A 16,687-nucleotide genomic window follows, 5' to 3' on the forward strand; every position below is an offset into this window, starting at 1 on the left:
TCGCAGAAGCGGAACAGCAAGGTAAAAATGAAGAGCAAAGGCAGCATGACGAATGGGTCGCGGAGCGCAACAGGGAAATCCAGCAAGAGAAGCAACGTCGCGCAAATGCCCAGGCCGCCGCGAACAAAAGAGCGGCAACGGCAGCGGCAAATAAGAAAGCTCGTCAGGATAAACTGGACGCCGAAGCCACTGCGGACAAAAAACGCGATCAAAGTTATAAAGATGAGCTACGCAGCTTAGAGATTCAGAAACAAAAACTGGCGCTGGCGAAAGAAGAAGCCCGCGTTAAGCGCGAAAACGAATTTATCGATCAGGAACTGAAGCACAAAGCTGCGCAAACCGATGTGGTGCAATCTGAAGCTGACGCAAACAGAAATATGACTGAAGGCGGTCGCGATCTGATGAAAAGCGTGGGCAAAGCAGAAGAGAACAAATCGGACAGCTGGTTTAATTAATCGATGTTAGTAACTTCAAGCCTATGATTCTTGAAGATAAAAAACCCTCTGTAGTAACGGAGGGTTTTGTTCATTCATAGTGCAGGGATCAAAATCATTCCCACTCAATGGTAGCTGGCGGCTTGCCGCTGATGTCATACACCACGCGGGAAATACCGTTCACTTCATTGATAATGCGGTTGGAAACGCGACCGAGGAAATCGTACGGCAGATGCGCCCAGTGTGCGGTCATAAAGTCGATGGTTTCGACAGCACGCAGAGAGACAACCCAGTCATACTTACGACCATCGCCCATTACGCCAACGGAACGTACTGGCAGGAAGACGGTGAACGCCTGGCTGACTTTGTCGTACAGGTCCGCTTTACGCAGTTCTTCAATGAAGATGGCGTCAGCACGGCGCAGCAGGTCACAGTACTCTTTCTTCACTTCACCCAGAACACGAACGCCAAGGCCTGGTCCCGGGAACGGATGACGGTACAGCATGTCGTACGGCAGGCCCAGCTCCAGACCAATCTTACGCACTTCGTCTTTGAACAGCTCTTTCAGCGGTTCAACCAGGCCCATCTTCATCTCTTTCGGCAGGCCGCCCACGTTGTGGTGAGATTTGATGACGTGTGCTTTACCGGTTGCAGAAGCCGCAGATTCGATAACGTCAGGGTAGATGGTGCCCTGCGCCAGCCACTTCACGTCTTCCAGTTTCTGCGCTTCTTCATCGAATACTTCAACGAAAACGCGCCCGATGATTTTACGTTTTGCTTCCGGATCGTTTTCGCCAGCCAGCGCTGACAGGAAGCGATCTTCTGCCGGTACGTGAACAATGTTAAGACCAAAGTGATCGCCAAACATATCCAGAACCTGCTCTGCTTCGTTGAGACGCAGCAGGCCGTTGTCGACGAATACGCAAGTCAGGTTTTTACCGATAGCACGGTGCAGCAGCATTGCGGTTACGGAGGAATCCACACCACCAGAGAGGCCGAGGATGACTTTATCGTCGCCTACCTGCTCGCGGATGCGAGCTACAGCATCGTCGATAATTTTCGCTGGCGTCCACAGGGCTTCACACTGGCAGATATCACGCACAAAACGCTCCAGCATGCGCATACCCTGGCGGGTGTGAGTCACTTCCGGGTGGAACTGTACGCCATAGAAGCGTTTTTCTTCGTTAGCCATAATGGCAAACGGGCAGCTTTCGGTGCTGGCTACGGTGACGAAGTCGGACGGGATAGCGGTAACTTTATCGCCGTGGCTCATCCAGACATCGAGCAGCGGTTTACCGTCTGCGGTCAGCGCATCTTCGATACCGCGAACCAGTGCGCTGTCGTTTACGACTTCTACCTGCGCGTAGCCAAATTCACGTTCGTTAGAGGCTTCAACGTGACCGCCCAACTGCATTGCCATGGTCTGCATGCCATAGCAAACGCCGAATATCGGTACGCCTGCTTCAAAGACATACTGCGGCGCACGCGGACTGTTTTCTTCAGTAGTACTTTCCGGGCCGCCGGAAAGAATAATGCCGCTTGGATTGAAGTCACGAATTTGTGCTTCTGTCACATCCCACGCCCACAGTTCGCAGTAAACACCCAGCTCACGCACGCGGCGCGCAACCAGTTGAGTGTACTGAGAACCGAAGTCCAGAATGAGGATGCGATGCTTATGAATGTTTTCCGTCATTGACGCTTATTCCGAGGCAAGTGAAACAGATAATATAAATCGCCCGACATGAAGTCGGGCGAAGAGAATCAGGAGCCCAGACGGTAGTTCGGGGACTCTTTAGTAATGGTCACGTCGTGAACGTGGCTTTCCTGAATGCCCGCACCGCTGATACGTACAAACTCCGCTTTAGTACGCAGTTCGTCGATAGTACCACAGCCGGTCAGACCCATACAGGAGCGCAGGCCGCCCATCTGCTGGTGAATGATCTCTTTCAGGCGACCTTTATAAGCTACGCGACCTTCGATACCTTCCGGCACCAGTTTGTCGGCAGCGTTATCGCTCTGGAAATAACGGTCAGAGGAACCTTTGGACATCGCGCCCAGGGAACCCATACCACGGTAAGATTTATAAGAACGGCCCTGGTAGAGTTCGATTTCACCCGGAGATTCTTCAGTACCCGCCAGCATGGAACCTACCATCACCGCGCTTGCGCCAGCGGCGATAGCTTTGGCGATGTCGCCGGAGAAGCGAATACCACCATCTGCGATAACCGGAATACCGGTGCCTTCCAGGGCTTCAACTGCGTCAGCAACGGCAGTGATCTGCGGAACACCTACGCCAGTAACGATACGAGTCGTACAGATAGAACCAGGGCCGATACCGACTTTAACCGCGCTGCAACCAGCTTCTGCCAAAGCGCGTGCACCTGCAGCTGTTGCCACGTTGCCGCCGATGATTTGCAGATCCGGATATTTAGCACGGGTTTCACGGATACGCTGCAAAACGCCTTCTGAGTGACCGTGGGAGGAGTCGATCAGCAGAACGTCAACGCCAGCGGCAACCAGCGCGTCAACACGCTCTTCGTTACCCGCACCTGCGCCAACTGCAGCACCAACACGCAGACGGCCTTGCTCGTCTTTACAGGCGTTCGGTTTACGTTCCGCTTTCTGGAAGTCTTTCACGGTGATCATGCCGATCAGGTGGAATTCGTCATCAACCACCAGCGCTTTTTCAACGCGTTTTTCGTGCATTTTTGCCAGCACCACTTCACGGGCTTCACCTTCACGCACGGTGACCAGACGCTCTTTCGGCGTCATGTAAACGCTAACCGGCTGGTTCAGGTCGGTAACAAAACGCACGTCACGACCGGTGATAATACCCACCAGTTCGTTTTCTTCGGTAACGACCGGATAGCCCGCAAAACCGTTACGCTCGGTCAGTTCTTTCACTTCGCGCAGCGTCGTGGTTGGCAGAACAGTCTGCGGATCAGTCACCACACCAGATTCGTGTTTTTTCACACGGCGAACTTCTTCTGCCTGGCGTTCAATGGACATGTTTTTGTGGATAAAGCCGATACCGCCTTCCTGAGCCAGAGCAATAGCCAGGCGCGCTTCCGTTACGGTATCCATTGCTGCGGAAAGCATAGGGATATTCAGACGAATAGTTTTCGTCAGCTGGGTGCTGAGGTCAGCAGTATTCGGCAGAACGGTAGAATGAGCAGGAACGAGGAGAACGTCGTCAAACGTCAGAGCTTCTTTAGCGATACGTAGCATGGGCAATATCTCGACCAGAGTGGTTAATAAATATTGCCGCGGCATTATACAGAGCGTAACCGATTGCATCTACCCCTTTTTGCAAAAAATGCTTGCTATCCCCGAAGGGCGGGTTACTATCGACTGAATAACCTGCTGATTTAGAATTTGATCTCGCTCACATGTTACCTTCTCAATCCCCTGCAATTTTTACCGTTAGTCGCCTGAATCAAACGGTTCGTCTGCTGCTTGAGCATGAGATGGGACAGGTTTGGATCAGCGGCGAAATCTCTAATTTCACACAACCGGCTTCCGGTCACTGGTACTTTACACTCAAAGACGACACCGCCCAGGTACGCTGCGCGATGTTCCGCAACAGCAACCGCCGGGTCACCTTCCGTCCGCAGCATGGGCAACAAGTTTTAGTTCGCGCCAATATTACGCTCTACGAGCCGCGCGGCGACTACCAGATAATCGTTGAGAGTATGCAGCCGGCCGGTGAAGGGCTGCTGCAACAGAAGTACGAACAGCTCAAAGCGAAGTTGCAGGCTGAAGGTTTGTTCGATCAGCAATACAAAAAACCACTTCCCTCCCCTGCGCATTGCGTTGGTGTGATCACCTCAAAAACCGGTGCTGCGCTACATGATATTTTGCATGTGTTAAAACGTCGCGATCCTTCTCTACCGGTGATCATCTACCCCACCTCCGTTCAGGGCGATGACGCGCCGGGGCAAATTGTTCGCGCCATTGAACTGGCGAATCAGCGCAATGAGTGCGACGTGTTGATCGTTGGGCGCGGCGGCGGTTCGCTGGAAGATTTATGGAGTTTTAACGACGAACGCGTAGCGCGGGCGATTTTTGCCAGCCGCATTCCGGTCGTCAGCGCCGTCGGGCATGAGACGGATGTGACCATTGCCGATTTTGTTGCCGATCTGCGTGCGCCAACGCCGTCTGCCGCCGCTGAAGTAGTGAGCCGTAATCAGCAAGAGTTACTGCGCCAGGTGCAATCGGCCCGTCAACGGCTGGAGATGGCGATGGATTATTATCTCGCCAACCGTACGCGTCGCTTTACGCAGATTCATCATCGCTTGCAGCAGCAGCATCCGCAGCTCCGGCTGGCACGCCAGCAAACCATGCTTGAACGCCTGCAAAAACGGATGAGCTTTGCGCTGGAAAATCAGCTTAAGCGTGCCGGGCAACAGCAGCAGCGATTAACACAGCGGCTGAATCAGCAAAATCCACAGCCGAAGATTCATCGCACGCAAACGCGCATTCAGCAACTGGAATATCGTTTAGCAGAAATCCTGCGCGCACAGCTTAGCGCCACGCGTGAACGTTTCGGTAATGCAGTAACGCACCTCGAAGCCGTAAGCCCACTGTCAACGCTGGCGCGTGGATACAGCGTTACTACTGCTACTGACGGCAATGTACTGAAAAAAGTGAAGCAAGTTAAAGCGGGTGAAATGCTAACCACACGTCTGGAAGACGGCTGGATAGAAAGTGAAGTAAAAAACATCCAGCCGGTAAAAAAATCGCGTAAAAAGGTTCATTAAGCCAGCACGAATTCAACGCGTTTTTTCGATATCAAGCCATGCCCGTGCTGACAGAAGTAATCTACTGCACCGCAGGCTTTTAACACCTGCAACGGTTGATGGCAGTCTGGACAAAGAGCTTTCATTTCAATAAATTCCCCGCAGGATGGGCAACGCGCATGGCCGTTATCCTGATCAAGCACATGCTGACATTTTGGACAATGCAGTTCCATATGAATTCCTCCGGTAGCCATTCCCTCTACATTCATAGAGGGAATGGCAGATAAAATACTTACGGATAATTATTTATTTTTCTTGATGTGCTTCATCAGACGCTTACGTTTACGCATCTGGGTTGGCGTCAGGGTGTTACGCTTGTTCGCATACGGGTTTTCCCCTTCTTTGAACTGAATACGAATCGGCGATCCCATTACGTCCAGCGATTTGCGGAAGTAGTTCATCAAGTAGCGCTTGTAGGAATCAGGCAGGTCTTTCACCTGATTACCGTGAATCACCACAATCGGCGGGTTATAACCACCAGCGTGGGCATATTTCAGCTTCACACGACGACCGCGTACCAGCGGCGGTTGGTGATCTTCAACAGCCATCGTCATGATGCGCGTCAGCATAGAGGTCCCCACACGACGGGTGGAGCTGTCATACGCTTCACGTACTGATTCAAACAAGTTACCAACACCACTGCCGTGCAAGGCAGAGATAAAGTGCACACGAGCAAAATCGATAAAGCCCAGACGGAAGTCCAGCGTTTCTTTCACCTGCTCTTTCACTTCCTGGCTCAGGCCATCCCACTTATTCACCACAATGACAAGTGAGCGCCCACTATTGAGAATAAAGCCCAGCAGCGAGAGATCCTGATCGGAAATACCTTCGCGCGCATCAATCACTAACATCACCACGTTGGCGTCTTCAATGGCCTGCAACGTTTTGATTACGGAGAATTTCTCTACAGCATCGGTGATTTTGCCGCGTTTACGTACGCCAGCGGTGTCAATGAGCACATACTCACGTCCATCGCGTTCCATTGGGATGTAGATGCTGTCACGCGTCGTGCCAGGCATGTCGTAAACAACAACGCGCTCTTCTCCAAGAATACGGTTAGTGAGTGTAGACTTACCTACGTTCGGACGACCCACAATCGCCAGTTTGATCGGCAGACTTTGCGGGTCGAAGTCGTCTTCCTCTTCTTCTTCGCCGTTCTCTTCCGCTTCAAATTGCGCCCAGTATTCAGCGTCTTCGTCGACTTCCTCTTGCGGTGCGAGATCTTCCATCCACGGCAGCAGCACATGCTCCAGCAGACTTAATACGCCACGACCGTGAGACGCGGCGATCGGGTAGATTTCACCTAAACCAAGCGAGTAGAAATCAACCACTGCCTGATCGGGATCCAGACCGTCAGTTTTGTTTGCCACCAGGAAGGTCGGTTTTTCACGGGAGCGCAGATGTTTGGCAATCGCTTCATCTGCCGGCATCAGGCCCGCGCGCGCATCCACCATAAACAGTACGACGTCCGCTTCTTCAATCGCCAGCAGCGACTGTTCCGCCATGCGGGTTTCTACACCGTCTTCTGTGCCATCAATCCCGCCGGTATCAATACAGATAAACTCACGGCCTTCAATTTCCGCACGACCGTACTTACGGTCACGAGTCAGACCCGGGAAATCCGCAACCAGCGCATCTCGGGTGCGAGTTAGACGGTTAAATAACGTGGATTTTCCTACGTTAGGGCGCCCGACAAGCGCGACCACAGGTACCATGTTTAAAGCCTCATTTTTATAAATCATCAGACAACGCACGCTATATTCGCGTCGTTGTTAAAAACAGGAAAACGGCCCCTGTCCAGGAGCCGTTTTCAAAGTGAACGACAGAGACGATTAACGTGTAATAGAGTACACGGTTCCGTCTTTTGCCTGGATCAGCAGTTTGCCGTCAGCGGCAACCGGTTCAGTCTGGAAACCGGAACTATCAACTTTTTGCTGGGCAACGAAACGACCATCTTCGACGTTAATCCAGTGCAGATAACCTTCACTGTCACCGACCACCAGGTTGCCATTATACAGCACCGGAGAAGTCAGCAGGCGATGCAGCAGATCGCTTTGTGCCCACAGCGTAACGCCGCCATCAATGGTCAACGCCATCACCCGGTCATTTTGATCGACCAGATAGATGCGATTGCCATCGACGATGAAATCATTCACCGAACCCAGTTCGCGTTTCCACATAATCTGACCACTGCGCAGATCAAGCGCCGTCAGGTTACCATTATAGGCCAGCGCGAAAACAACGCCGTTAACAACGACGGGAGTCGTGTCAACATCGCTCAGACGGTCAATTTCGGTAGAACCGGTCGCCTGGGAAATACGCTGCTGCCAAATCATCTGGCCCTGTTCCATCAGCACTGCGCTGACGCGACCATTATCGCCACCCACGACAGCCGCACCAAAAGCCGTTGCCGGCGCAGACTCGCCACGCAAAGAGAGCGAAGGCATATCGAGGTTAACTGTCCATTTGACAGCGCCGTCAGCTTCGTTCAGCGCTTGTAACTGACCGTTACTGGTGTGGATTAACACCAGACCGTCGCTGACCACCGGGCGCGAAAGTGCTTCACCCGCGACTGTAGTTTGCCATGCCACAGTACCATCGCTGGTATTCAGCGCGTAAACCTGCGCCTTTTCGCTGCCAATGTAGACATGCCCACCAGACACGGTCACACCGCCAGAAAGTAATGCAGGCTCTTTAGAGAACCAGCCATCTTTCTCGGCCAGGCTGACAGACCAGATTTCTTTGCCATCATCCGCATTCAGCGCTTTTACCAAACCAGCGCGGTCCGCTGCATAGACAACGTTGTCCGCCAGTGCCGGATGAAGATTGGAATAGAAGTTGCCAATGCCGCTACCAACGGAAGTGCTCCACGCCGTGGTCGGCGTAAACTGGTTTTCAACGGTTGGCAATGGGGACATCTTTACCACATCTTCTTCGCTGTTAAACAGCGAACAGCCGCTTAAAAGGGTAACGGAAAGCAGTCCTGGCAGCAGTAATTTACGCAATTGCATCGGGTCCCTCTCAGATGGACAAATTATTAATTTTCATCTGCATCATTTCGCTCAGTGCCGGAGTAACATCGCTTTTCACGCCTGCTTCCCATGCACTACGCGCACCTTGCTTATCACCTTTGCTCAGCAATGCTTCACCACGCAGGTCGGCAACAATGGCAGCCCACCCTTCACCTTTGATGGTATCAAGGGTTTTCAGCGCGGCATCAGCCTGCTTGAGCTGTACCTGAACGCGAGCAAGACGCAGATTTATCACGGCTTTGAGATTTTCATCGCTCGTGTCTGCCAGCCCCTGTTGTAACTGGGCGGCAGCTTTCTCTAGTTCATTTTTGTCAACAAATTGCTGCGCAAGTTCCAAAGAAGCCAGCGCACCATAAGTATTTTTATTTTCAGCAGCAAATTTTTCCGCCGCCGGGATGCTATCCGGTTTGCCTTCGCTCACTGCGGTAACCGCATTTTGATAGGCAAGAGAAGCGGAGCGTGCAGAATCAACCTGATGGCTGTTCCAGTAGCGCCAGCCAATCAGTGCGCCAACGCCCAAAATCACCCCAACAGCCAGTGCTTTGCCATTTTCAGCAAAAAAGCGTTTAACCGCTTCTACCTGGTCGTTTTCGTTCTCGTAAATTTCCACGCTGTCCTTCTCCTTCCTTAACCCAGTAACGTGCGCAAATGCGCGGCTACGCTATCCTGCGCAACTGCCGTTTGCTCACCAGAGCGCAAATCCTTCACTACTGCTGTGCCGTTAGCCACTTCAGACTCACCCAGCACCACAGCAACGCGGGCACCCCATTTATCAGCACGGGCAAACTGTTTCTTAAAGTTGCCGCCGCCGTGGTTGGTCATCAATTTCACGCCCAGTAATTCATCACGCAGACGCTCAGCTAATGCCATAGCCGCAGATTGTGTATCAGCACCTGAAGCCACCAGGTATATATCGACAACAGGATCGGCTTTAAATTCCGGATTAACGGCCTGTACTAACAATACAAGACGTTCGAGGCCCATCGCAAAACCGACAGCCGGTGTTGCACGACCGCCCAGTTGTTCCACAAGACCGTCATAACGACCGCCTGCACACACGGTGCCCTGGGAGCCGAGACTGTTAGTCACCCACTCGAAAACGGTACGGTTATAGTAATCCAGACCACGCACCAGACGCTGGTTTACGGTGTAAGCGATCCCCGCGCTCTCCAGCAGTTTGCACAGACCGGCAAAATGCTCACGAGATTCCTCGTCCAGATAATCACCTAATGCCGGAGCGTCGTTGAGAAGCGCCTGCACTTCCGGATTTTTTGAATCCAGCACGCGCAGCGGGTTAGTGTACATGCGGCGTTTGCAGTCTTCGTCCAGCTTTTCTTTATGCTGCTCAAGGAATGCCACCAGCGCATCGCGGTAATTGGCGCGTGCTTCCAGCGAACCGATAGAATTCAGCTCAAGAGTTACGTGTTCGAAGATACCCAGCGCACGCCACCAGCGGGCAGTGAGCATAATCAGTTCAGCGTCGATATCCGGACCTTGCAGACCGAAAACTTCGCAGCCCAACTGATGGAACTGACGATAACGCCCTTTCTGCGGACGCTCGTGACGGAACATCGGCCCGATATACCACAGACGCTGTTCCTGATTGTACAGAAGACCATGCTCGATGCCGGCGCGTACACAGCCCGCCGTCCCTTCAGGGCGCAGAGTCAGGCTGTCGCCATTGCGATCCTCAAAGGTGTACATCTCTTTTTCAACCACGTCGGTGACTTCACCAATCGCACGTTTGAATAGCGGGGTCTGCTCTACAATCGGCAAGCGGATTTCACTGTAACCGTAGCTGCCGAGCACGTTTTTCAGTGTGCCTTCAATGCGCTGCCAGATGGCCGTTTCGCCAGGCAGGTAATCGTTCATGCCGCGAATGGCTTGAATGTTTTTTGCCACGTTTATTCTCTTTCTGAATATAAAAATGAACCCTCAACGCTTCCCTCAATGTTTCGGGAGCCATGCGGGTTCAATCATACACGGGAAGCGAGGCGCTTCCCATCACGTTATTATTTTTCAACCTGCTGAACGTCAATTCGACGCGCTTCGTCCAGCTGACTGGCTTTCGCACGAATGCGTGCTTCCAGCTGGTCGATCATATCGTTGTTGTCCAGACGGTCTTTGCGCACGCCATCTTCATAGAGGCCGCTTTTCTTGTTGCCGCCGGTGACGCCGAGTGTAGAAACCAGCGCCTCACCTGGGCCATTCACCACGCAGCCGATAATCGAAACGTCCATCGGAGTGATGATATCTTCCAGGCGTTGCTCCAGCGCGTTAACCGTACCGATAACATCAAATTCCTGACGCGAACAGGTCGGGCAGGCGATGAAGTTAATCCCTCGCGAACGGATACGCAGCGATTTCAAAATATCGAAACCGACTTTGATCTCTTCGACCGGATCGGCCGCCAGCGATACGCGCAGCGTGTCGCCGATGCCTTCCGACAGCAGCAGACCTAAACCAATGGCGGATTTTACTGCCCCGCTGCGTGCACCACCGGCTTCGGTGATCCCCAGATGCAGCGGCTGATCGATCTGTTTTGCCAGCAAACGATAAGACTCAACAGCGAGGAAGACGTCAGACGCTTTCACGCTGACTTTGAACTGATCGAAGTTCAGGCGATCGAGATGATCAACATGACGCATGGCGGATTCCAGCAACGCCTGCGGCGTCGGTTCGCCATACTTTTCTTGCAGATCTTTTTCCAGCGATCCGGCGTTAACGCCAATACGGATCGGAATGTTTTTATCGCGCGCACAGTCAACCACCATGCGAATACGCTCTTCATTACCGATATTACCAGGGTTAATACGCAGACAATCGACGCCGTATTCCGCTACTTTCAGCGCAATGCGATAGTCGAAGTGGATGTCAGCCACCAGCGGCACGTTAACCCGCTGTTTGATGAGTTTGAACGCTTCTGCCGCGTCCATCGTCGGTACGGAGACACGGACGATATCAGCGCCAACGCGTTCCAGCGCCTTGATTTGATTGACCGTTGCTTCGACATCTGTCGTACGCGTATTGGTCATGGACTGTACGGCGATGGGAGCACCATCGCCAATCGGCACATTCCCAACGTAAATACGTGTTGATTTTCTACGTTGAATTGGAGCCTGGTTATGCATGAAAAATCTCCCGCGTTACCCGTCTGTTACTGCGCCGGTGATTGTTCGGCATTGAGGGTCAGACGCGCAACCTGGTTAGTTCTGATAAAACGACTCAGATCGACAGGTTTCCCTTGATACTGGATCTGTACTGCGGCTGGCGCACCAATTTTCAGTTTATACGGTGCCTGGCCGGTTAAATTCAAATTACCGTCTTTACGCTGCATCCCGCTAAACAATTTTTTACCGGTAGCATCAGTGACCTCCAGCCAGCAATCGGCAGTAAAGTTCATCACCAGCGCATTCGGATCAGCCGCCGGCGTGGTCACGCCAGCCTGATCGGTTGGCAACGGCGCAGCACCATCTGGCGTTGTTGCTGCCGTTGGTACCGGGGTCGCGGCGGTATCAACATTTGCCTGCGAAGGCGAAACAACCGCATTCTGTTGCGGATCAACAGCTGGTGCTGGCGCAGTTACGGCAGGTGTTTGCGTGTTGGTTGCGGTAGTATCCACAGACGCTGGCGGCGTGGACGTTGTAGCCGGGTCTGTAGTTGTCGACGTATTTAACGGAACACTCTGCCCCTGCTCGCTATTACTGCTCAGTTCCGCCGAAGATTGATCGGCCATAGTGGTGATCTCTTCCTGCTGAGCTTTGTGGTCTTGCCACCACCAGGCACCGCTCAGGCCGATAACCACAAACAACACCAGCCAGGTGAAGGTCATCAGCCAGCCGTCGCGTTTTTTGCGGCGTTTACCGAGGGAAAAACTCTGCATTGGCGCAACTTTTGCAGCCCGAAGTGGAGCCTGCTTTTCCAGCCCTGGCAGCAGTTCTTCTTCTGGAATATGTACCAGACGCGCATAAGAGCGGATATATCCGCGCAGGAATGTTGAAGCAAGATCGGCGGGTGCCTTATCTTCTTCAATGTCGCGTACCGTGGAAACCTTCAGGCAAAGTCGCTCGGCAACGGCCTGCTGACTAAGTCCTAGTTGTTCGCGAGCATTACGCAGGCGAGCGCCGGTAGTAAGTGCTTCATTTTGGTCGTGCGTGGCTTCAGTATTCATTCGCTGCAGGTACGTTTAAATGAGAATTGAGATGCCGGTGAACCATCATGCTCACCCACACCGCGAAACATCCGTTAAGTTAACCGTTATCATACAGTATAAGACCGTCTGTGTGCTCGTGACAAAGCCCACATTCACTGAGGCTAACTTACTGTTGCATCGTTACATACTGCCTTAAAGTCAGCAAAAACGCACCGTTAATATTGACCAGACAATTGCAACTTAATACTTCATTCATAAAAGATTACGCCACGGTACATAAAGTAACCGTGGCGTAATGGCTATCAGACCGCTTTAATATCGATGGCTTCACCCTGCATCCGTTTACGCAGAGTACGTTTCGTACGGTCGATAACATCGCCCGCCAACTGACCACAGGCAGCATCGATATCATCACCACGCGTTTTACGCACAATAGTGGTGAAACCGTAGCTCATCAGCACTTTTGAGAAACGGTCGATACGGCTGTTCGAACTGCGTCCATACGGCGCGCCCGGGAACGGGTTCCACGGGATCAGGTTGATCTTACACGGCGTATCTTTCAGCAGTTCCGCCAGTTGGTGCGCGTGTTCAGTGCCGTCGTTAACGTGGTCAAGCATCACGTATTCAATAGTGACTCGGCCCTGATTGGCGTTGGATTTCTCCAGATAACGGCGCACCGCAGCAAGGAACGTTTCGATATTGTACTTTTTGTTGATCGGCACAATTTCGTCACGAATTTCGTCGTTCGGCGCGTGCAGGGAAATTGCCAGTGCAACGTCGATCATATCGCCCAGTTTATCCAGCGCCGGAACTACACCGGAAGTGGAAAGCGTCACGCGACGTTTAGACAGGCCAAAACCGAAATCATCAAGCATGATTTCCATCGCCGGAACGACGTTGTTCAGGTTGAGCAGCGGCTCGCCCATGCCCATCATCACGACGTTAGTGATTGGGCGCTGACCGGTGACTTTTGCTGCGCCGACGATTTTCGCCGCACGCCACACCTGGCCAATAATTTCCGATACCCGCAGGTTGCGGTTAAAGCCCTGCTGGGCGGTGGAACAGAATTTACACTCCAGCGCACACCCCACCTGCGAAGAGACGCAGAGCGTGGCACGGTCGTCTTCCGGGATATACACCGTTTCGACGCGCTGATCGCCAACGGCGATCGCCCATTTAATGGTGCCGTCGGATGAACGCTGTTCTTCAACCACTTCCGGTGCGCGGATTTCCGCCACCTCTTTCAGTTTGCCGCGCAACACTTTGTTGATGTCGGTCATCTCATCAAAGTTGTCGCAGCAATAGTGATACATCCACTTCATCACCTGATCGGCGCGGAAGGTTTTTTCACCTAAATCTTTAAAAAACTCCCGCATCTGCTGACGGTTGAGATCCAGCAGGTTGATTTTTCCATCTTTCGTGGTGACGTTTTCAGGTGTGACTAATTGTTCAGACATATGCTATTCCGGCCTCGTTATTACACGTTATGGCCCCTGGAGGGTTGAAAAAAGAAACGCCCCGGTGAGCGGCTGCTCGTCCGGGGGCGCTGCATTGTACAAATTCTGGCGCACGGATGCCACGTTTGCACGCGGCATTTACGAAATTATTAACGGGTGCGCGGGCACACTTCGCCTTCGCCGAAGAAATAAGCGATTTCGCGAGCGGCAGATTCGACGGAATCAGAACCGTGGGTACCGTTTTCGGTCAGGCTGTCAGCGTAATCAGCGCGCAGAGTACCAGCCAGTGCGTTTGCCGGATTGGTCGCGCCCAGCAGATCGCGGTGACGCTGAACGGCGTTTTCACCTTCCAGCACGGAAACCACGATCGGGCCAGAGGTCATGAATTCAACCAGACCATCAAAGAACGGTTTTCCATCGTGTTCAGCATAAAAGCCACGTGCCTGTTCAACGGTCAGGTGCAGCATTTTGGTGCCGACAATTTTGAACCCTGCAGCTTCAAAGCGCGCAAAGATATTACCAATGACGTTTTTTGCTACCGCGTTCGGTTTGATGATGGAAAAAGTACGTTCAATAGCCATTTTTACCTCTGTAAATTGTTCTGTTGTTGTCTGTACCAGCGTACGAGATGGCGCGGATTATAATGAGCAACAGGGCCGTTGACTATTGATGAAGGTAACATTTTTTTTAAAATAAAATGAGTTTTAGCAACAATCAGGGACAAAACAGACTATTGCATGACAAATTTCACTGTCGCGATTTGCCCCACATCATCCATCACCAGCAATTGATAATCACCTTTATCCGTCAAATGCAGGGTCACGTTGCGCCCGCGTTCAGTTAACGGTTCGCCATTCAGAAACCACCAGCGTTCACCTGCCCCTCCACTTGATTGCAACGGCAAAGTCGCTTCCGCTGCGCCCGGTAAACGTTTAATAATCGCGCCATCGCGAACGCCTGTCAGCTGCAGAGGGAGCTGGGCATCGTGACCGTATGGCGGGCAAATTGTCGAGGCCGGTGGTAAGCGCACAGCGCGACGTTCTGATGCGGGCAGCCAGGGTTCCAGCGGTAGCGGCCAGACATTTACCATTTCTTGCTTCGCCTGCGGGCAGTCAGCGGCGACGCGCTGCCCTTTGTCATCCAGCCAGATGGGGAAGCGAATGCCATTAATCCCTTCCTGCTCTGACAGTAACAGCGTTGGCGGCTGGCTGCCATCCAGCAGCCAGGTTGCCAGGCGGCGGCGACAGTTACCGTCACCTTCCGGCAAAGACTGTCCGCCCGGCCAGCAGATAACGCCACGAGTGACTGAGTTCGGGCGCGGGTCTTCCGGCAGATTCGCACTGCGCGACAGTAAGATATTATTGACCTGATTCAACAATGGTACGGCACTGGCAAAGCCAAACTGACCAACAACGGGCGTGCCGTCAGGTCTGCCAGTCCAGATCCCAATGACATAGCGAGCGTTAACCCCAATCGCCCAGGCGTCACGATAGCCATAGCTGGTGCCCGTTTTCCATGCCAGTGGGGCGACGCGCGGCAAGGCACTATCCGGCAAGGGTTGCGCTTCATCAGCCATAATCCGGCGAATGATCCACGCCGCCCCCGACGACATTAAAGGCCGTTCAAGCAGCGGATCGTCAGGCTGTAAGCGCAATTTGCCTGCCTTGCCGTGGCGAGCAAACGCGGTATACGCTGCCGCCATATCTTCCAGTTTTGCACCAGCGCCGCCGAGAATGAGTGAAAGATTCGGCGCAGCGCCGTTGGGCAAATATAACGGCAATCCAACATTGCGTAACTTTGCCGCAAACCGTTTCGGTCCATAGGCTTCCAGCACCTGCACAGCAGGTAAGTTCAGCGAGCGCACCAGCGCCTCGCTCATGTTGATCGGGCCATGAAAACCGCTATCAAAGTTACCTGGTCGATAATCACCGGTGCGCCGGGGGACGTCTTGCAGCAGTGATGCCGGGTGGATCAAGCCTTCATCCAGCGCCAGACCATAAACAAACGGTTTGAGCACCGATCCTGGCGATCGGATCGCATTGACCATATCAACATGACCAAAGCGTGAATCATCGTTGAGATCAACCGATCCCACCCAGCCGCGAACACGCATATCGGTATGATTAACCACGATCATCGCCAGTGAGCTGCGCGGTGGCAACCGCCCTTTCCAGTTTGCGCCAGTTCTTCCAGACGTCGTTGAAGACCGGCATCCAGCGTAGTAACGATTTTGTCGCTTTTGCTTTTACCGAGCATCATGCGCGAAAACAGCGGTGCCAGTTGCGGCATTTGTCGGGGTGCCAGCCAGATGGGTTCTTCCCTTGACTCTTTTACCTGCTCACGGGACCACACACCTTGCGCAGCCATCCGTTCGAGCACTTTATTACGCGCGGCTTCGGCACGCTCCGGCCAACGATCCGGGCGCAGTCGGCTGGGCACTTGCGGTAACACCGCCAGCATTGCCGCCTCGGAATAGCTTAAATTCGCAGGCGATTTTCCGAGATAAGCCCAACTTGCCGCACCGATCCCCTGCAACGTAACGCCAAACGGAGCGCGGTTAAGATACAAGATCAGAATTTCACGCTTAGACAAATGCCACTCCAGTTGCAACGCGCGCCAGAGCTGGAGAATTTTGCCACCAAATGTTTTGGGGTGAGGATCAAGCAGACGAGCAACCTGCATAGTGAGCGTGCTGCCACCGGAAATAACCCGTCCCGAAGTGAGATCTTGCCATGCTGCGCGCGCCACCGAGAATGGATTAACCCCCGGATGCTTCCAGAACCAGCGATCTTCATAATTGATCAGCGCTTCA

Annotated in this window: 13 protein-coding genes and 1 pseudogene; 2 read left to right on the top strand and 12 right to left on the bottom strand. The window is 53.0% G+C overall.

Annotated features, from left to right (window positions below):
* The coding region (locus ACUU1I_RS14420) for a DUF5384 family protein (RefSeq protein WP_449144849.1) at positions 1-455 on the top strand (455 nt) is incomplete at its 5' end.
* A 94-nt stretch (positions 456-549) separates the two neighbouring features.
* On the opposite strand, the gene guaA is transcribed toward ACUU1I_RS14420, so the two are convergent.
* Positions 550-2,127 carry a glutamine-hydrolyzing GMP synthase gene (gene guaA / locus ACUU1I_RS14425; protein WP_000138260.1) on the bottom strand — a complete coding sequence of 526 codons (1,578 nt, stop codon included), beginning with the start codon at positions 2,125-2,127 and terminating at the stop codon, positions 550-552.
* Between the two features lie 68 nt (positions 2,128-2,195).
* Complete coding sequence (guaB, locus tag ACUU1I_RS14430) at positions 2,196-3,662, bottom strand: IMP dehydrogenase (RefSeq protein ID WP_001299507.1); 1,467 nt, start codon at positions 3,660-3,662, stop codon at positions 2,196-2,198.
* Positions 3,663-3,823: 161 nt separating this feature from the next.
* Here guaB and xseA point away from each other — a divergent pair, with 161 nt between their 5' ends.
* Complete coding sequence (gene xseA, locus ACUU1I_RS14435; protein WP_000937938.1) at positions 3,824-5,194, top strand: exodeoxyribonuclease VII large subunit; 1,371 nt, start codon at positions 3,824-3,826, stop codon at positions 5,192-5,194.
* Here the strand turns inward: xseA and ACUU1I_RS14440 are convergent.
* From ACUU1I_RS14440 to pbpC, 10 genes and pseudogenes are all read right to left on the bottom strand, one after another.
* The gene (locus ACUU1I_RS14440) at positions 5,191-5,406 is read right to left on the bottom strand and encodes a zinc ribbon domain-containing protein (RefSeq protein ID WP_005047279.1); all 216 of its coding nucleotides are present in this window, start codon (positions 5,404-5,406) and stop codon (positions 5,191-5,193) included. The genes xseA and ACUU1I_RS14440 overlap by 4 nt on opposite strands.
* A 69-nt stretch (positions 5,407-5,475) precedes the next feature.
* Positions 5,476-6,948: a ribosome biogenesis GTPase Der gene (gene der / locus ACUU1I_RS14445; protein ID WP_000249410.1), complete on the bottom strand. Its 1,473-nt coding sequence runs from the start codon at positions 6,946-6,948 to the stop codon at positions 5,476-5,478.
* A gap of 117 nt (positions 6,949-7,065) precedes the next feature.
* The gene (gene bamB, locus ACUU1I_RS14450; protein ID WP_001177055.1) at positions 7,066-8,244 is read right to left on the bottom strand and encodes an outer membrane protein assembly factor BamB; all 1,179 of its coding nucleotides are present in this window, start codon (positions 8,242-8,244) and stop codon (positions 7,066-7,068) included.
* 10 nt (positions 8,245-8,254) lie between these two features.
* Positions 8,255-8,875 carry an ancillary SecYEG translocon subunit YfgM gene (gene yfgM / locus ACUU1I_RS14455; RefSeq protein ID WP_000409205.1) on the bottom strand — a complete coding sequence of 207 codons (621 nt, stop codon included), beginning with the start codon at positions 8,873-8,875 and terminating at the stop codon, positions 8,255-8,257.
* Positions 8,876-8,892: 17 nt separating this feature from the next.
* The gene (gene hisS / locus ACUU1I_RS14460; protein WP_001107149.1) at positions 8,893-10,167 is read right to left on the bottom strand and encodes a histidine--tRNA ligase; all 1,275 of its coding nucleotides are present in this window, start codon (positions 10,165-10,167) and stop codon (positions 8,893-8,895) included.
* Positions 10,168-10,277: 110 nt separating this feature from the next.
* Positions 10,278-11,396, bottom strand: a complete 1,119-nt coding sequence (gene ispG / locus ACUU1I_RS14465; RefSeq protein ID WP_000551818.1) for a flavodoxin-dependent (E)-4-hydroxy-3-methylbut-2-enyl-diphosphate synthase — start codon at positions 11,394-11,396, stop codon at positions 10,278-10,280.
* Positions 11,397-11,422: 26 nt separating this feature from the next.
* Complete coding sequence (gene rodZ / locus ACUU1I_RS14470) at positions 11,423-12,436, bottom strand: cytoskeleton protein RodZ (protein ID WP_001090857.1); 1,014 nt, start codon at positions 12,434-12,436, stop codon at positions 11,423-11,425.
* 284 nt (positions 12,437-12,720) lie between these two features.
* A complete protein-coding gene (locus ACUU1I_RS14475) occupies positions 12,721-13,875 on the bottom strand; it encodes a bifunctional tRNA (adenosine(37)-C2)-methyltransferase TrmG/ribosomal RNA large subunit methyltransferase RlmN (protein ID WP_000003329.1) in 1,155 nt (384 codons plus the stop codon).
* A 149-nt stretch (positions 13,876-14,024) separates the two neighbouring features.
* Positions 14,025-14,456: a nucleoside-diphosphate kinase gene (gene ndk / locus ACUU1I_RS14480; protein ID WP_000963837.1), complete on the bottom strand. Its 432-nt coding sequence runs from the start codon at positions 14,454-14,456 to the stop codon at positions 14,025-14,027.
* Between the two features lie 149 nt (positions 14,457-14,605).
* Positions 14,606-16,687 (bottom strand): annotated as a pseudogene (gene pbpC / locus ACUU1I_RS14485) (peptidoglycan glycosyltransferase PbpC); the annotation flags it as partial.

The organism is Shigella sp. SIG3 (assembly GCF_053555855.1).